The following is an 18566-nucleotide window of genomic DNA, read 5'->3' as shown; positions in this document are numbered from 1 at the left end:
AGCCCGCGTAACTGCGGGCTTTTTTGTTTTTAAGGGTGGTAGGGTCCGGCACCGTTTGGCAGCCTCAAGCACGATTTATTTGTGGTATGAAACTTGGTATTATGAATCGTTGACGCCATGATTAAAGCAAATACCATGTGGGGTTATTTTCTATCTCATGGTATTGAAGTTTTATAGTGTATTGTTTTCAATACTCTTTTTCTGATTTTTGACGTGGTTTTTGAGTCATGGTATCAGAATCGATATGGAGCCGCACCTAATGCTAACCGATACCAAGCTAAGAAATCTAAAACCCCAAGAGAAACTCTACAAAGTTAACGATAGGGATGGGCTGTATGCTGCCGTCACGCCTGCGGGTACCATTTCCTTTCGCTACAACTACAGCATCCATGGCAGGCAAGAAACCATCACCTTTGGTCGCTACGGTCTAGGCGGCATCACATTGGCCGAGGCGCGCGAGCAACTAGGCGAAGCCAAAAAGATGATCGCCGCCGGTAAATCTCCAGCCAAAGAAAAAGCCCGTGCTAAAGCTAGGGTCAAAGATGCCGATACCTTCGATGCGTGGGCACAAAAGTGGTTGCGCGGCTATCAAATGGCCGACTCCACACGGGATATGCGCCGCTCTGTCTATGAGCGCGAGCTGCTGCCTAGATTTGGCAAAATGAAGCTACAAGAAATTGGCCACGAGGACCTACGCGCCTTGACGGACCACATCGTAGAGCGAGGCGCACCGGCAACCGCTGTACATGCGCGTGAGTTGGTGCTGCAAATCTTCCGCTGGGCGATTGAACGCGGTCAAAAAGTAGAGAATCCGGCAGAGCTGGTACGTCCAGCCAGTATTGCTCGATTTGAACCGCGCGACCGGGCCTTAACACCAGAAGAAATTGGCCTGATGTATCAATATATAGAAAGAATCGGTACATCCCCCTCTATACGAGCCGCAGCCAAGCTCTTATTGTTGACCATGGTGCGCAAGAGTGAGCTGACCAATGCAACCTGGAGCGAGATTAACTTCACCGAGGCGCTTTGGACCATCCCCAAAGAACGCATGAAACGCCGCAATCCCCATTTGGTGTTCTTATCCCGACAGGCCTTGGATATCTTCATCGCGTTAAAAACCTTTGCGGGTGGGTCTGAATACATTTTGCCATCCCGCTATGACACCGATAAGCCCATGAGCAGTGCGACACTGAATCAGGTGCTGACCTTAACCTATAGACTGGCACAAAAGGAAGGGCAGTCGCTAGCGAAGTTTGGGCCGCATGATTTAAGACGTACCGCGAGCACTTTGCTACATGAGGCGGGATATAACACTGATTGGATTGAAAAGTGTCTGGCGCATGAACAACGGGGTGTGAGAGCGGTGTATAACAAGGCAGAGTATAGGGAGCAGCGAGCTGAAATGTTACAGGATTGGGCGGATATGATTGATGGGTGGACAGTTGGAAAAGTACTCACAGCGCACTGATTTTGAGCATTGCAATCTGCTTTTGTAGTGAAAAGCCCACTTTGGTGGGCTTTTTTTATGTCCGGAAAAGGTGTATTTGACGGACAAAAACAATAGGTTTGGGATCTCTTTCCTAAATCCAAGTAAATCTGTGGTTTGTAATACCTAAGTTGTCCGTAAATAGTGGATTTACGGACAGTAAATTGTTGATTTTGTTGGTTTTTATGTTCTGTTAAATGCTGGAAACACCATGAATTATGGGGCAATAATTAAACATCAAATAAACAAAACGAGGTATTTGGTGTGACAAATGAATTTAGTAAAGCGAACAAAGTTCTTATTACCAAGAAACAGTTACTCTCAATAATTCCCTTGAGTGAGCGCACGATTTATAACTTTGAAAAGGAAGGGAAGTTCCCGCGTCGTATTGCGCTCAGCAGTCGTAAAGTTGTCTGGGATTTGGCTGAAGTGGAGGCATGGATTGATGCATGTAAGCATTCCGGCTCTGCCCCTAGACCCGGAATGGGGGGGTGAGTTGTGGCAATTGACTTGCATGCAGCATTCGAGAGCGAGCCTCCAATATTAGATTTTATTTGGCCGGGTTTCCTAGCAGGGACAGTAGGAGCATTAGTGGCTCCTGGGGCTACGGGTAAAAGTTTCTGGGCGTTAGAAGCGGCAATGGCTATCGCATGTAGCGTTGCTGGAGGTGATCTAGTGGGGCTTTCTCCTCCTCGTGCTGGCCGCGTTATTTATTACGCAGGAGAAGATCCAGAGGTTGCCTTGGTACGTCGTATCCATGCTATCGGCCAACATCTGAATAAACAGGCACGTGAAGCTATCGTAGAGAATTTGATTCTCAAGCCCGTTATGGGAACTCTAATGAACGTGTTGGATGATGTTCAACGAGCAGATCTAATCAGCTTTTGTTCCGGTGCTCGTCTGATCGTGCTGGATACACTAAGTCGGATTCATGATCGAGATGAGAACAGCAACAGTGACATGGCCAAACTTATCGCTATGTTGGAGCATATTGCAGCGTGTACTGGGGCCTCAGTTTTGTATCTGCATCACGTCAGCAAAGGTAGCGCTCGTGAGGGAGGAACGGATCAACAGCAGGCAGCACGAGGCGCATCTGCTTTAATCGACAATGCTCGCTGGTGCGGTTTCATTGCCAAAATGACAGAAAAAGAGGCTAAAAGTCTTAGTGACCAGGAATTTAGTCGACAGCCTATAGGTGATGATCGAAGAGGTTTTTTTGTCCGTTTTGGTGTCAGTAAGCAGAACTACGATGCCATTCCGATTGATCACTGGTACAAGCGTTATGACGGCGGTGTTCTTGTACCAGTGAAGTTGGTTAACACGAGCAAAGAGAGTGCCCTGACGAGTGTTAATGGAGCAGATGATGAGTCGTGGTAACGCTGTCACGCCTACTAGTACTAGCGTACAGGCGCGTGTAATGCTCTATCAGTCCAGTCAGCGCCCACGATTACTTGAGGGTGATTGGATGGATACATCATTTGGGCGTTGCCGCGTGAAGGGCAGGCTTGGTCAGAGGCATGCCGACATAGTGGAGGCTATTCTGTATTGTGCAGAACGTCGTCGAGATGTTTCAGATGGCGGCGTCGAACTTCTTGTGGATCCTGCTCGGTTGAGAAAGACGCTGTCTGATAGCCGCTACAGCTTTACGCAGATCGAAAAGTTGTTGGCTGAACTGCGAGCAGCGACGATCACAATTGATACCCCACAATTTGATTTTCCGATTATTGGTGGATTGATTGATCATGTTATCCCTTCGCTTATGACGCGTCCAGATCCTCTGAGTGGAGGGATGCGGAATCTATGGCGAGTGCGTCTTGGTGTAGCGCTGGTAATGCTGCTTGAGCATGACCTATGCCTGTATTACGATCCTGCCCCTATCGCTCGCCTGAAGTATGGTATCAGCCAAGCGGTAGCACGACATATCTTGAGTCATAAAGTAGAACCAACAGGCGGTTGGTATTTTGACACTGTTATTGTGGCGGTTGCGGGACAAGTATCAAGTCAAGCTATGCGCGATGCAAGACGAAGGCTTAAGGAAGAAAATCAAAATTTACGAGAAATTGGGATTTTGCTCGACGGTGAACGCATCCAAAAAATGACGTCTACAACGCCCGAAGCGTGGCACAGGCGCCCGATGGCGTGGCACACCCGCCCGGTAGCGTGGCACAGCCGCCCGAAACGTGGCACACCCGCCCGGAGTTAGCAGGATATTCAGGATATTCAGTTATCTGCGCGGCATTGCCCGCACTTAAGTGCAGTCAAGCCTTGCCAGTCGGCCTATGGCCGTCAGGACACCAAAAGAAAAAGGGACTCGCAATACATCGAGTATGGCTTATTTCTGGGGTATTTGTGTGGCTTGCGCGTTTAACAAAGTTCGCTTGATCAAAGCGGAGTTAGGCTTATTGTTAAGTGAAGGTAGATCAGTCATATTTTGAGCCAAAAAGTCGTACGTGTTCTACATGCAAGACACGGCTATTGAGTCCGTCACTACTCGTCTATTTGGCAAATACGTCGCTGGAGTTGAAAAAGCCTTCTTTTTGGTGCCCATTCATTCGAGGATGTTGGGAACTTAAGTTTAAAGGCGATTTTATGCGAATGTATGCGATCGAATGGATTGATTAATCCGAAGCTGCGCGATTAAACGCGACTTAATGCGATCTTATGCGATCTTATGCGATTTGGTGAAAAACAGGCTTTAGACATCGGAGAGTTGCACATAATCGCACTGAATCTGATGGCAAGATGTGTGTTGTGGGCCCACAAGCTGAGCTTGCCGTCCCTCAACACCTGATCGACTCGCTGCAGCTCGACGACATGCTTGCTCTGCGAGGCATACGGGTGCTACCGCACCAGAGAGGAAAATATGGAAGAAAAAAGAAGTGGAGCCTATGGCACAAGGCCAAGAGGGAAGTACATTAAAGTCTTTGTAACGTCAGAGGAAATGTTAGAAATTCAAGAAAAGGCAAAGATGTCAGGCTTATCGAACTCTGCTTTTTTGCGAGCGCTTGCGTTGAATCAGAAAGTACGTTCTGTTTTAGACCTGCACGCTGTAACTGACATGGTGAAAGTGAATGGAGATTTGGGTAGGGTGGCAGGCTTGTTAAAACTTTGGTTGCTGGAAAAGCGTGGTCATGGCGCTTCGGCGCATTCTGTTGAAGTATTGATGAATGATTTTCGATTGCTCCAAAAGAAAATGATGGAATTGATGAGCAAGGCCTTGAAGGGGCCGCGTTATTGAGGTGCTTTAGAGAGAGTTAAGCCTGGTTATGCGGACTAACTCTAGTGTTTTAGTTGTGTGAGTGATCCGTACATTAGGGACCAAAGCGAGTACATTGGGGGCTGTTTTCCGTACATTAGGGGCTAAAACCCGTACATTGGGGACCAGGGGGGCTTGCAATATATTGGTTTTAAATGTGTTTTTCGGGTTGCCCACAGCTAAAACTCTTTAAAACTTTTAAAACCCCTAGTGGGTAGATTTTGACCATGGTAGGGATTTATTGAGAAGGAAGAGGCACCAAAAAGAAAATAGTTTGTTATAAGTAACAGTTAATGCGTGTTCAGCAAACGGTGGTCTTCTGGACAGTTCAACGTGGCACGCTTTACCGCCGCCAAGGTCGTCATCTGGTGTCAATATGGGCATCAATGTTTCAATGTCCCAGGTGCGTCTATGAATCAAACGCATAGGATACGTCCGCGTTTCAACGGATGAGAGACACGTTGATTAGCCACGCAGCGGGCAAGTCAAATGACCTGCCCCGCTGCGTTGGTGAACTACTTCACCACCTCCATCAGCTTGCCAAAACTGTCCACCACGTCGTACTTGACGTTTTCAGGGGCAAAGCGACGATTCATCTCATCGAAGAATTTTCGGGCGCATTTGATCTTGGTGTTCTCGATCTCGCGCAGATCCATTGACGACATAGAACCTTTGGTTTCCGCTACGAAATAGATGTGCTTGACCGCTCCTTCCTTGAAGCTGATTGCCCAGTCGGGGTTGTAATCACCGACAGGAGTGGGAATCAGGAAGCCACGTGGCAACTTGGCATAGACCACCACTTCATTGGCCGTATCCAGCTCTTGCACGAACTCCCGCTCGACCTTGGAATCGGTCACTACATAGTCGTAGATATGCCGCTGGAGCTTGTCACCAGCATTGCTAAAATCCTGCTTGGATTGTCCTGCGGTGAAAATATCCAAATCGAACTTGTCCTCGACCGCATCGTAGGTCAGGTGTTCGATGATGACTGTCGCCTTCTGTTCGTTAATCAGGCGTACCGCCTCGGCGATGAAGCTCTCGGGGTTTGTCTTGAACTGCGCAAACACCGCGACGTTGATCCCCTTGAGGATTTCCGTCACTGTTCGGCGGGTCAATTGCGTGCCCTCGGCCAACTTGCCGATCAGGTCGTATTTCACTGACGAGTGGATTGAGACGTGATTGGTTTCAGTCACGGAGTCCTTCAGCTCAAACGCTTTGCCATCTTTGAGCCCATCATAGGTCACGGCAGATGTCTGCTCGCCTGCCTGGATCGTGTACTGCAGCGGCGTGACGCACAGGCTGGTATCCAGTTCCCTGATAGCCTTCTGCACCAGCTCATTCGAGTCGAAATCGACGCTGTAGGCCGCCTTGCGGTTGATGCGGTTCCACAGCGCCTTGAACTCCTGCTTATCGAAGTTGGCGTTGAGCGGGTTTTTCTTCGGCTTTCGGTCGTCACCGATGTCTGGCAACTGGTTCTCGCTGAACACACTGTCGATCAACTGAAACACCTGGTCAGCGTATGGCTGTAACTCTTCCGGCAGGTCCACCAGGGCGCCGTCTTTTTTGGCCTGATGGTACTTCTCGGTGATGGCTCGCTTCTTATCCACGTAGCCGTTCTGGATCAGATAGAACTCGATATCGGTTGCCTGATCGTCCGACACCGTAACCGGCCCCTCAGCCATGTTCAATATTTTGCCCGTGAAGTAGGCTTTGTCGGCGACTCTCGGCCGCGCCGATAGTGACTTGCTGATGTCATCCTGCAGTGCCGCCACAAAGTTCTTGTAGCTCTCGCTGGCCACCACCGTCAGCACGTTTACATCATGTACTGTCGCCGGGTGATCCATCCGGTCACCATTCTGATTGACCGATAGACGTAGGCCACGGCCCACTTCCTGGCGGCGCGTAACTTCGTTGTTGTAATCCGGCTGTTTGAGGAAGCTAATCACAAACACGTTTGGGTTGTCCCAACCCTCACGCAAGGCCGAATGTGAAAAGATAAAACGCACCGGCTCGCCCATCGACAGCAGCCGTTCCTTGTCCTTCAGAATCAGATCGTAGGCGTCCACATCGTCGGAGAGTCCAGCATTCTCACCGCGTTTGGCAACCGTGGGATCGGCAAGTCGCTTGGTCTTTTTGTCGATGGAAAAGTAGCCGATGTGGGTCTTATCGGCCGCAATATTCCTCAGGTATTTGATGTAGGGCGTCTCATCCAGATCAAGCATCTCGTTGAGATACAGGTTGTACTCCTCTTCGAAGACACGGGCGTACTCGCCTTTCTCGTCGGCAGCGGAATAATCCCGGTACTTGGCCACCTCATCAATAAAGAACAGGGTGAGCACTTTTATGCCCTGCAAGAACAGCACCTGTTCCTTGTCGAAGTGCGCCTTGATCGCTTCCCGAATCTGAATGCGGCGCAGTGCCGCTTCGGTCACATCTCCCGTAGCATCGCCCACCGTTAGCTCTACGCCATTGGTAAAGCTCAGCGTATCGGTATTGGCATTGATATCAGAGACGACGAAACCATCGCGATACTGATCCAGCCCGTTGGAAAGCTCAAACAGGTTGTCGCCTTTGCACAACTTGCGAACAACGCGCTTGATGTTACCGCCTGCCAGCTTCTGCTCGAACTCGACACGCGCCTCAGGCGGCTTCTTGCTCGAAATCTCAATGGATTGCAGATAAAGATAACCTGCCGTACCCGCCAGCCCCTTCACCGCGATGCCGCGCACGGCGATCTTCTTCACCAGCTTTTGGTTGTAGGCGTCCAGCGCATCCAGCCGGTGAATCTTGTTGTGAGTGGTCTTGTGGGTGGCCGAGTAACGCAGCATCATCAGTGGCCTGAAATTGACCAGCGAATCTAGGGTCTTGCCGCCTTCCATCTTCTGCGGCTCGTCCAGGATCAGGATCGGACGGTTGGCGCTGATCACGTCAATGGGCCTGCGTGACTGGAAGTCGTCCAGCTCTTCGTAAATGCGCCGGTTATCCTTGCCGGTGGCGTTGAACGCCTGCACGTTGATCACCATTACGTTGATGCCCGCGTCCGATGCAAAGCTCTCCAGGTGATGCAACTGCTTGGAGTTGTAGATGAAGAAGCGAGCCTTCTTCTGATAGCTCTCCAGGAAGTGTTCAGCGGTAATCGCCAGCGACTTGGCCACGCCCTCGCGGATGGCGATGCTGGGCACCACGATGATGAACTTGCTCCAGCCATACAGCTTGTTCAGCTCGAAGATGGTCTTGATGTAGCAATAGGTCTTACCCGTGCCGGTTTCCATCTCCACGTCCAAATTCACGCGGGCGATCTTGGTTTGGGCCAGCGCATCAGAAACAGGCAGGTTCTGCTGACGCTGCACCTGCTGGATGTTGTCGAGCAGGGCTGCGTCTGACAGCACCAGGTCGGCGTTTTTGAAGCCCGCGTTAGAAAACAGGCTGTCTGTCTTCGCCTTGGCCTTGCCGGGGTCGATACGGTAACTGATGGCTTCGCTGGAGGCTGGCGGCTGCCCCTTGAAGCAGTCCACCACTGCTTGAACCGCAGCTGTCTGGTAGGACTGCGTCTTGAATTTCAATTTCATCACTGCATTCCTCTCTGCTCATCCCATCTATTCATTGATTAACTTTCATCACGAGATGATTCCTGAAGTGTTCCATCGACACCACCTCTTGATCAGAGTCGGAAAATTCAACGTACAACTCAATTGACCCTCTGATCTCCATTTTGGAGACGGCATATCGCTTCTTTGGATTCGGCTTGATAAAGACAAATTTTTCAATGGGCTTCAGAAAATGAAGCACAAGCCATACGTCTTCCGTTGAATGGTTTTCGGAATATTTAAGTTTGTCCGGCCGCACCCAGTACGTTGTGCCACGCATGAACTCTGTGCCGGTAACTTCTACGAGCAAAAGAATCCTCCCGCCATCCCGAAGTTTCACCTCAAGATCGGGTTTGCCTGATTCCGTGGGATGCCCTGAAATGAATTTATTCGTGTCGGCACCGAATCCGACTACCTCAACAAGAACCCGATCATCGAAACTTTCAATCAGGTCCTTTACCTTTCCCAAGCGAATCTTCTCTTTGTCCCATGCGCTCTGACCATATGCATGCTTCCAATGATGGCTCTCGAGTTCCTTTATTTGCTCGCAGGATATAGTTTGGTCAACCCTAAGATCGAGAGCGGGAAATGTTCTTTCACGAATGCTTGTGCAGTATTCGCCGTCAACAAAGATCCAGTAACGTTCGCGATCAGCTTTGTATTCAATATGCGTGATTTTTGGCATGACTATTTCCTCGATTTCATATCACTTTGACTTCGGTTTCGGGGGTGGTTACCTTCAAGATCTGCTCGGCATTAATCTTTGCGGCGTCATCTTTAAAGCCTCGATCTCGAAATACAACCCTGAGCGGACGGTTTTTGCCTAGCTCCTTGATAAACGCGTCATTGATTCTTCCGCTAAAATCAAAGCACGCTACTAGAGTGTTTTCATCTACGAAGAAGCACTCCACTTCATTGATTATCTTTTTGGAAATTGGAAGTCCGAGGTCAATGCCCCAATCAAGCATGACTTGAAAGAGTAGATCTTCTGCAGTTCTGTCGGATTTGATGTTATCTACAAATAGATCCAGACTGGCGCTGTGAATTGCATCCGGCGTGTAGTAGACATCGGCCATATTTGTCGAGTCCACTTTCAAAACTCGGAAGCCGACGTCTTTATTCCATTCCTTGCAGGTGCTCTCTTTCAGAACCTTCTCTCCGACTCGGCGAACTCTTTCTTTGCCTATATCAGCAATAGTCTGGAATCCGTCTTTTTTCGCTTGGCTTCCGGTTTCACATTCCTCTGGCATTTGAACCAGGATGAAACGCACGTTAGATCCGCTGTTTGCATTCATCGCTAAAACCGCGTGTGCCGTTGTTGCCGATCCTGCAAAGAAGTCAAGGACGATATCCCCTTCCTCCAATCGACATTGAGATGCCAGCGAGGAAACAAGCTGCGTAGACTTGGGGTGAGGGAACAGCTTCGCACCGAAAATGTCTTGAAGTTCTCGTGTCCCTTGCGTGTTTGCTGGTGCAACCAATGAATTCGAGATCTTGTCTTCTGGTCGGGAAACGATCCAAGTGGAAACAGGAACGGTGTCAAACTTTGCTTCATTCTTGAAGCGTTTGAGCATTGGTCTACCACCGGCCGTGGCGGGAAAAATTACTCTGCCCTCTGCGATTTTTTCAGCCATTGTCTTTCGACTGTACGGCCAGTATCTTCCTTCCGGGGGAAGAAATTGGTTTCCGGTTTTTGGGTCGGTTATTGGGTAGTGGACGTCGCCACCGGCTTTCCCGGCACTTAAATTGTCTGCCTTCCAAGGGCCGCGAGGATCGTTATCCGGATTGGTGTATCCGTCATAAGTACGCTCTATTCCTGCAAGTCGCTCCTTCGATTTTCCGTAACACAGCACGTACTCATGATCAACGCTGGTGTTGTCTACGGAGTCCATTGCTCCGCTCCTTCTTTTCCAAACGAAGGTGCAGTAATAGTTTTGTGATCCAAATATCTCGTCGCATAGCGACCTTAAGTTGCTGCCTTCAAAGTCATCTATTGAGATGAAAATAGTCCCGTCATCTCGCAGTAGATTCTTCGCTAGTCGCAGCCGCGCAAACATCATGCTTAACCAGTCAGAATGAAATCGACCATTGGATTCTGTATTTGCTACGAGTCGATTTCCTGCTTGATCAATTTGCTTTGAATTCTCGAAATACGATGCGGTGTCCTCTGCGAAGTCATCTTCATAAATGAAATCGCTACCGGTGTTGTATGGAGGGTCGATGTATATCATCTTGATCTTGCCGAGGTAGTTATCCTGCAACAGCTTTAACGCATCCAGATTGTCGCCTTCGATGAATAGGTTCTTCGTCGTATCGAAGTCCACGCTTTCCTCGCGCACCGGGCGCAGGGTCTTGGCAATCGGCGCATTGGCCGTTAGCAGCGCCTCGCGTTTGCCCGGCCAGTTGAGGTGATACCGCTCCTGCGGGCCTTCCACGACAACGTCGGACAGCTCCTGCCGAAGTTGGTCAAAATCTATCATCAGCTTTACGCTGCCATCTTCACTCTCGGCTTCCGTCACGCAGCCTGGGAAAATCTCGCGAATGCGGGCGATGTTGTCTTCGGTCAGGTTGGGGGAATGCATTTTCAATTTATTCATGGGCAATTTCCTAAAATATTTGCAGATTCAGCAGTATCAAAAAACTGCCCTACTAGAACGGAATATCGTCATCTTCGGCTGCGGCATCAGCATCTTCCGCTTCACCCAACGGAGTCTGATTGACTTCACCTGCGCCGGTTTGTTGCCAATCAGTCGCGATCTCCTGCCAGTCCACACTGCGTTCAATTTTCTGGCCGTGCTCACTTTCCTCCAGCCCTTCACCAGACCAGACTGCCCAGAAGTCGGGATCATCTGATTTGGGGCGTTGATCCTTGGGCAAGCTATTCATCTGCACCAGGACGGGGAGTTCAGATGCCCATCCCAAAAGAATGGCGTTGCGAGAGGGTAACGACGGCAAGTCGCGCAGCAGGCCACGCAGGTTGTCCGGCACCAGCTTGTGAACCAGTTCCTGATCACGGTCGTTGCTGATGCGATGTAGTAGATAGCTATTGCACTGGGACAAGACGGTGGGTGACAGCTCGCTGGGGCGTTGCGAAGACAACACCAGACCCAAGCCGAACTTTCGGCCCTCTCTGGCGATTTTCTCGAACACCTGACAGCAGATGGCTGCGGAGTTTTGGTTCTCCGCGTCATCGTGATAGCGCTTAATAAAGGTGTGCGCCTCTTCCATCACCAACACGGTAGGCAACGTCTTACCCGCATTGAGCTTACGGTAACGTTGCAACGACTCCAGCGTCATACGGGCGATAACGGCAGTAATGATATGAACCACTTCCGCCGGAACCAGCGAAAGGTCAATCACTGTTACGGAGCCGTTTGAGGCTTCGCTATCACCTATATAGTTGGTTAGCCATTCGTAAAGCTCCAAGTCATCGGTGCCACTGATTATGTTCCGCATACGACTGTCTGAAAGGATTGTTCTGATCCGCATCAACATCGTCTCGACATACTCGGAAACACCCATTAGTTCGGCATTGGCTTCGACACTGCGTAGCAGTTGATCACCGGTAAACGGACGTGGCACGTCTGCATCAATGGGTAGGGCATCGGCGTTTCCCCCACCGAACGCTGAATGAGTCTGACTCAGCTCTTGCAACAGGGTATCAATTTCTTGTCTGCTGAATACGGCGGGCCAATCCCCTTGATGAGTAACGAGTAGTTGATCAACGTGTTGGATAAGCTGTGTAAGTGCGGCGCTTTCCTGTTGGGTGAAGGAAGCATCCACCATAAACCCTTCACTCCATCGCTGAAGGCGATCGCGAAAGCCCTTTGCCGGCCCCGCACCTCTCCAAGGGTTTCCCGCATTCCGCTCAATTTGAAGGGCACTTACTAGTGTTCGTAAATAGCGTCGCGTATCACTGCTTAATGTAGGTGCAGCATCAATCGAACCATCCCTCACTGACCGCAGTGCCTGGATCAAAGTCGGGCGCTGTGTCTTTGCACTGGCTTGGGTAAACGCACTCCATTCAGCACTATTCCAGAACCACAAAGGCACCTGGAGTTGCTCAATATCTTCAGAGTTTTCAGATGGATCGACCGCAAACACCCGTACCTTTCCCATGCCTTTGAAGGTATTCGCGTATTCTCCATTGGGGTCAAGCACAATGAAACGGGCATTCGGGTCAGCGCCATTGCGCGCTTTCCTGGCCGCATCCATCGACCAGCGAACCAAGCCAGCAACTGAACACGATTTGCCGCTGCCCGTATTGCCCAGGACAGCTAGATGACGACCGAAAAGGCGGTCAGGGTCGATCTTCACCTCTGCATTGGCTGCTAAAGGACTGACGCCGATTTTGACGCGGCGATTCTCTCCCGACTCGACAATGGCGCGAAGCTGATCTTGCGTTGGCAGTAGCACCTGGTCACCCACTGAGGGGTAAGCCTGTACACCGCGCTTAAACTCGTAGCGATCCTTCTTATCGTCACCGCCGGTGTAAGACAGAATGCCCAGTGGATTCAGGCTCATTTTGCGCAGTGGGTACGGCAGATCTACCAGACCAAAGTCCTGCATTCCCTTACGCTTGGGGTACTGCGAACGCTCGACCGTTATCCATTCCACCTGTGCGACCAAGTAACCTTGCTCGCCCGGTGCGAGCACATAACCATTGATGCGGGGGAACGGGCGCGGCGTGCCGGTATTGAGGGAAACACTGCCTGGCGCTTCTATGTCCAGCAAAACCTTGATCTCATCGGGCGAGACGAAATCTATCGTCCCTATGCGCAAAGCGTCGGCATGTGCCAGTGGAGACAGACTCATAGCTGGTCGTTCTCATCTTCAGCGGTTTGTCCCTGGAGCTTAGGAGCACTGTGCTGAGAGGCAAAGCGCTGCTTGAGCAGCTCGCTCATACGGAACGTCGTCTTGTCAATCGCAGCCTTGGGCAGGTAGTTCTCTGTAAGCGTTGTCAGGTCGGCCAGAGCCGGGCCAATCAGCAAACTGATTTGCGAGGGCCGGCCGATCTCTTCATAGGTTTTCATGATGCGGTCAAGCGGATCATTGCGTGAGATCACAACCAAATGCGTAGATGGAATGGTGAGCATGTCGCGGATTACGCGGTTGATATGCTCGTCGCCAAAGCTGTAGCCGTAGGTAACGAGCGTACTGTTCGGACGACATACCGCCGAAGCCAAATCACGGAACAGCTCTACATAGGGGTAGTCGGCAGTTTCCCTGTCCTTGGCAGCATTGGGGTAAATCATCAGTTTGTGGGCTGTTGCCCCGCCCAAGCCCGGAGCTTGTAAATACGGCTCAACCGTGTCGGCCCCAAACGGTAGGCCGATGCGGCGAATATCCTTGCCGGTCTGTATCCAGTCCACAGAACCATGCAACTTGGTGAAGCGAGACACGCCTTCCAAATACCGAGGTTCGCCACGGATGCCCGGCGGATTGTAGTGCATGTCCAGATCAAGCCGGGAAGAACGGAAAATCGGCATCAGGTTGCCGAGAAAGCGATCTAGCAGATGCACACCAGCCAGTTCTGCTCCTGCCTCGATCAGCCGGTCATAGTTGGTCGTGAAAATGCTCAAACGGTCGCGTGTTCCAATCCGGCTTGCGAAGCTCATCAGGAAGGTGACTAAAGTATTGAAGGCTTGTTCACGTTGGTCGTCCGGGGCTGTGGCAATTCCAGTTTCGCTCTTAAGGATCGACTCGGCGAACGTCTTCATTCCCGCTTCGAGTTCCCCACGCAATGTGTCGGCTTGCTCGTCTTGAAGAATCTCCAGGCCACGCAACAGCTCGTTGGCTATCCGCAGTTGATCCTCAACATTGCCTGTTTTCCTTCCAGCCTGGCTTGCAGACGCTTCGGCTGCTGCATTGATCTTGTCTTGCTGAGTGGCAAGCGGAAGCGCTCCCATGCCAGCCGCACCTTGCCCGGCGGCCAAGTAATGCACTGCATGAGTGAGCCCCGACCCTGCCAACAGAGACAGGTGCTCTGACTGAAAGAGTGATGTCAGCCACGGCTCGATGTGCTCCCGAAGCTCCCTCTGGCTGAACTCTTCCGAACTAACCCAAGATGCGTCACTCCCTTCCTGGAGTTTGAATTTTTTGTTCCACAATTCGGCAAAGTACAGCGGCTTATCATCATTTCTGACCTTTACGATGTTGGGGTACAGCTCTTGTGAGATTGTCTGTTCGCTAGTGTTCGGCATGGCTGTAGGCTCCTTGTTTTTATCGGATCAATGCTGCATGGTCGTTCTTCAACTGCCGCAATTGAGCATTGATCTCCACCTTGCGGTTGAATTGTTTTGCCTTGGCCAGCCGAGCTGAGGTTTTATCTACCTCACGTTGTTTGGCCTGCGCTTGTTCAACACGCTCGATCAGTTCAGCCAGCGTTTCTTGCGGCCGCGCTGGCAAAGGGATTAGCCGATGGAGCAGTTGTTCGTACAGTCCGCCCAGGTGCAGAGCGATAGGCATAGTGGTGCGCTCGCAGCCAGCCGGGAACCACTTCGATGCAAAGTAATCCGAAAGCACCCAGCGGCTGGTGTCGGCTTCGTTCGGACGTTTGTAGGCAGCTATTACCTGCGTTTTGTCCTCGAAGGTCAGTTCAAACACGATAGGGAAAGGTATGGCCCCGTCGATGCTGCGCAATACGTCCCGATGTAGTTCCGGTCCTTTGAGTTGGATACTGAATACCTGAATCTCTGGCACGCCGGGCCGCTCGGGCAGGTGGAGCGTTTCCGAGGCCAGCTTGAAGGCCCAGACGATCTGTTCCACTTGCTTGACGAACAGTTCTTTCAGCCTGGTGTTGGCCCCGCCATGCTCGTATACCTTGCTTTTGGGCAGAATGCGGTCAACGGCGGCCTGCTTTGGGTAGGCGATCAGCGCGGACTGTTGTGTAGTCGCTCCCTGACTCATTCAGCCTCCTGAATCACGATAAAGCTGATGAGTTCGAAGTCGTCCAGCCCCGAGATGGTGTTGGTCAGCGCCGTGGTTTTGCCACCGCCAAACAGGCTGTCCAGATCCTTTTCTTCCTTCACGTCGATCATTGACCGGATGGATTGGCCCAGAAGGTCGGAATAGGTCTGCATCTGGCGACCTTCGACCGTTTCCTGATTGAAGCGCTGGCAGGCTTCGACGATGGGTTTATCCTGCCCCTTGCAGCAGCTACGCACCAGGTCGAGCAGGCGCTTGACCTCGGTGTGATCGTGAATGACCTCGCTCTCACGACTGATATAGACGAGGTAATACGGGTGCAGGCGGTTGTGCTGGTTGAGATTGATGTCGCCTGTTTTGGAAGAAAGGGCGCGGTTGCGCAAGGTGAAGATCGCCCCCGGCGGCAAGCCTATCTCGGGCCTGGCAGGAACCACGGCGTGCATACCATTGGGCGCATTGCTTAGTTCGCCGTGTGCCTTGACGTAGTTGAGCAGGTCCATGCGGAAGTCGTTCAGTCCCAAGTCGGTGATGGAAACACCGGTTTTCAAATCTTCCAACTCGATGACTTCCTCCTGCAGGCGACGCAGTTGCTCCTTGCGGTACGACACGTCGTTGGCTTGCGCGGACAGCACGTTGTCGTCGCCGGTGGCGGTAACGTCGGCGATCATCATCCGACTCTCGACGCGCTCCTTGAGGTTGATGTACTCGTCGAGCGAGATGTCGGGCCAGTAGTTGACAAGCTGGATGCTGGTGTTGGGCGAGCCGATACGATCCACCCGACCAAAGCGCTGGGTGATCCGCACCGGGTTCCAGTGGATGTCGTAGTTGATCAGGTAGTCGCAGTCCTGCAGGTTCTGGCCTTCGGAGATGCAGTCGGTGCCGATCAGCAGATCGACTTCGTGCGGCTCGTCCGGCAGCACCACGGCCTTCTCTTTCGAACGAGGGGAGAATAGGGTAAGCAGTTCCTGGAAGTCGTAGCTGCGTTTGTGTGTGCCGCTCTTGATGGTGGACTGCGGCGCGCCCTTGCCGGTTACCTTGGCTGTGTGGATGGCATGCCTGGCCAGCAGCTCTGGCGCAAGATTGGCGTACAGGTAATCGGCGGTATCAGCGAAGGCGGTGAAGATCAGCACCTTTCTGTTGCCAGGGTTGATGGGGTTGTCAATCTTGCTGAGCAATTGCGCCTTGAGGTGTTGCAGCTTGGCATCATCCTGTGGCGTGATCTTGTTCATTGAGGCCAGCAGCGCATCGATAACCTGCAAGTCCGTCTTGAGCTCGTGCTCCCAGGACGGCAAGTCCATGTCGGCGAGGCTGATCTTGATCTTGCCACCGATTTCACCGCCTTCGTCACCGGGCATCGGCAGGTCGTCGTCCTCGGCATCCAGCCCTTCCAGCACTTCCGTGAGGTCACCCACCGTCGCCGCACCACCGGATTGATTGAACGCGGCAATTTTAGCCAGCGTCGCTTCGTTGTTGGCGCGCAGCGATTGCAGGGTGAGGCGGAACGACTGCACCGAGCTTTCGAGGCGCTTGAGCAGGTTGACCGTCATCAGGGCCTGCAGGCTCTTTTCGCGGTCGGCCTGACGCAGCGTGCCCTTGCCGCCGACCTTGGTGTCGTAGATTTCCTCGTATTTCTTCAGACGACTGGGCAGGATGTAGCTGATGGGCGCATACACGGCCAGCTTAAGCAGGGAAAGTTGCTCGAAGATCTCGTTGAAACCTAGCACGTCTGACAGATCGGTCAGTCGGCAGTGGAACGACAGCGGCTTGCGGCGCTCGGGAAACTGGCCGATGTCCTTGGTGTCGTAGAAGGTCTGGATGTGCTTGCGCGAGCGTGCAATGGTGACGCTGTCGAGCAGCTCGAAGAAGTCGAAATCCAGCGAATCAAGAATTGCTCGCGCGGTACGCTCTTCCGGCGGCAGCTTTGACCAGGTATTGAAGACTGCTTGGGCATTGCGAAAAACTTCTTCCACCGACTTGCTGGTGCGGAGTTTCTTATTGAGGCTTTCCGAGTCGCCTTCGTAGGCCAGCGCAAGCTGGTTACGCAGGTCGTTGAAGCGGTTGTTGACTGGTGTGGCCGACAGCATCAGGACCTTGGTCTTCACCCCTTCCTGAATGACCTTACGCATCAGCTTCTGGTAGCGCGTTTCCTTGTCTTTGTAGGCGTCGTTGTTACGGAAGTTGTGCGACTCGTCGATGACGACCAGATCGTAGTTGCCCCAGTTGATGCGGTTGAGCGGTGTGCCGAAGGATTCGCCGCTGGTGCGCGAAAGATCCGTATGGCACAGCACGTCGTAGCTGAACCGGTCGCGGGCGAAGATGTTGGTCTTGAGGTTGCGGCTGTAGTTAAGCCAGTTGTCGGCTAGCTTCTTGGGGCAAAGTACCAACACGGATTTGTTCCGCAACTCGTAGTACTTGACCACGGCCAGCGCAGTGAAGGTCTTGCCGAGACCGACGCTGTCGGCCAGGATGCAACCACTGTAGGTTTCCAGCTTGTTGATGATGCCGGTGGCCGCATCCTTCTGGTAGTTGAAAAGCTTGTTCCAGATCAGCGTGTCCTGGTAGCCCGTGCGATCGTTGGGCAACACGTCTTCGTCGATGTCGTCGAGGAACTCGTTGAAGATGTTGTAGAGCATCAGGAAGTAGATGCTCTCGGGCGAGTTCTCCTGATAGACCGAGGCGATGTGCTCGCCGATCTGCGCGGTCACATCTTGCAGCTTCTCGGGATCATTCCATATTTGGTCGAAAAGGCTCAGGTAGGTGGCAGCAAAAGGGGCATCGTCCATCTTGTTCACAAGATTGGAGACAGCATCGCCTTGTTGGTAGCCCAGATCGACGGCAGTGAAGCCGTGTAGAGGCATATAGGCGGTATTGGCACCACCTGTCTGCACGCAGGCGAACTGCTGCATGGGCGCTTTGGTGTGATTGCTTTTGAACTTAGCCTTACGCCGTATCCAGTCAGCACATTCCCTGGCCACCGCCCGCTGGGTGAGCTTGTTGCGCAACTTAATTTCAAACTCGCTGCCGTAAAGGCTGCGCTCACGGTCAAGCTTGGGGATGTGGAACTCCCTGCGTTCCTTGCGAATTTTGTCGGTGACCTCGTTGGCCACAAAGGTGGGCGAGGTGAAGATGAAGTTCAGCTCGTCGATCTTTTCCAGCTCGGCTTTCAACGCCTCGAAGGCGTACATCGAGAAGCACGAAGCGGCGATCTTGAGTCGTGCCCCAGGCTGGATGGTTTGCTTGAGATCGTCGCCCAACAAGCGACTGATGTTGTCAATCAGCTCCATCAGGTGTCCATCCTCGAATGCTTGTC

Annotated in this window: 12 protein-coding genes; 5 read left to right on the top strand and 7 right to left on the bottom strand. The window is 52.0% G+C overall.

Annotation, left to right across the window (positions count from 1 at the left end; translation table 11 throughout):
• Positions 1-259 precede the first annotated feature (259 nt).
• From Q9R35_RS08905 to Q9R35_RS08885, 5 genes are all read left to right on the top strand, one after another.
• The gene (locus Q9R35_RS08905; protein ID WP_311219724.1) at positions 260-1468 is read left to right on the top strand and encodes a tyrosine-type recombinase/integrase; all 1209 of its coding nucleotides are present in this window, start codon (positions 260-262) and stop codon (positions 1466-1468) included.
• A gap of 282 nt (positions 1469-1750) precedes the next feature.
• On the top strand, positions 1751-1981 hold the full coding sequence (locus Q9R35_RS08900; protein WP_311219723.1) for an AlpA family phage regulatory protein: 231 nt from the start codon (positions 1751-1753) through the stop codon (positions 1979-1981).
• A 3-nt stretch (positions 1982-1984) separates the two neighbouring features.
• On the top strand, positions 1985-2863 hold the full coding sequence (locus Q9R35_RS08895) for a helicase RepA family protein (protein WP_311219722.1): 879 nt from the start codon (positions 1985-1987) through the stop codon (positions 2861-2863).
• 88 nt (positions 2864-2951) lie between these two features.
• Complete coding sequence (locus tag Q9R35_RS08890; RefSeq protein ID WP_311219721.1) at positions 2952-3689, top strand: ABC transporter ATPase; 738 nt, start codon at positions 2952-2954, stop codon at positions 3687-3689.
• A 660-nt stretch (positions 3690-4349) separates the two neighbouring features.
• A complete protein-coding gene (locus tag Q9R35_RS08885) occupies positions 4350-4724 on the top strand; it encodes a plasmid mobilization protein (RefSeq protein ID WP_311219720.1) in 375 nt (124 codons plus the stop codon).
• Between the two features lie 533 nt (positions 4725-5257).
• Here the strand turns inward: Q9R35_RS08885 and Q9R35_RS08880 are convergent.
• Genes Q9R35_RS08880 through Q9R35_RS08850 form a run of 7 tightly spaced genes read right to left on the bottom strand, consistent with a single transcriptional unit; the run spans position 5258 to position 18540 of the window.
• Complete coding sequence (locus Q9R35_RS08880) at positions 5258-8311, bottom strand: DEAD/DEAH box helicase family protein (protein WP_311219719.1); 3054 nt, start codon at positions 8309-8311, stop codon at positions 5258-5260.
• A 31-nt stretch (positions 8312-8342) separates the two neighbouring features.
• Positions 8343-9014, bottom strand: coding sequence for a hypothetical protein (locus Q9R35_RS08875; RefSeq protein WP_311219718.1), 672 nt, complete (start codon positions 9012-9014; stop codon positions 8343-8345).
• 16 nt (positions 9015-9030) lie between these two features.
• Positions 9031-10926 (bottom strand): site-specific DNA-methyltransferase, encoded by a 1896-nt coding sequence (locus Q9R35_RS08870; RefSeq protein WP_311219717.1) that lies wholly within the window; start codon positions 10924-10926, stop codon positions 9031-9033.
• 52 nt (positions 10927-10978) lie between these two features.
• A complete protein-coding gene (locus tag Q9R35_RS08865) occupies positions 10979-13144 on the bottom strand; it encodes an ATP-binding protein (protein ID WP_311219716.1) in 2166 nt (721 codons plus the stop codon).
• Positions 13141-14532, bottom strand: coding sequence for an SIR2 family protein (locus tag Q9R35_RS08860; RefSeq protein ID WP_311219715.1), 1392 nt, complete (start codon positions 14530-14532; stop codon positions 13141-13143). Before Q9R35_RS08860 ends, Q9R35_RS08865 begins: the two co-directional genes overlap by 4 nt.
• Positions 14533-14551: 19 nt before the next feature.
• On the bottom strand, positions 14552-15238 hold the full coding sequence (locus Q9R35_RS08855; RefSeq protein WP_311219714.1) for a DUF4391 domain-containing protein: 687 nt from the start codon (positions 15236-15238) through the stop codon (positions 14552-14554).
• On the bottom strand, positions 15235-18540 hold the full coding sequence (locus Q9R35_RS08850) for an SNF2-related protein (RefSeq protein WP_311219713.1): 3306 nt from the start codon (positions 18538-18540) through the stop codon (positions 15235-15237). The genes Q9R35_RS08855 and Q9R35_RS08850 overlap by 4 nt, the downstream gene beginning before the upstream one ends.
• Positions 18541-18566 lie beyond the last annotated feature (26 nt).

The sequence above is a fragment of the Alcaligenes sp. AB3 genome (assembly GCF_031844565.1).
GTDB lineage: Bacteria > Pseudomonadota > Gammaproteobacteria > Burkholderiales > Burkholderiaceae_B > Alcaligenes > Alcaligenes faecalis.
The sequence above is the reverse complement of the archived record's forward strand: the minus strand, read 5'-3'. Positions and strand labels throughout refer to the sequence as shown.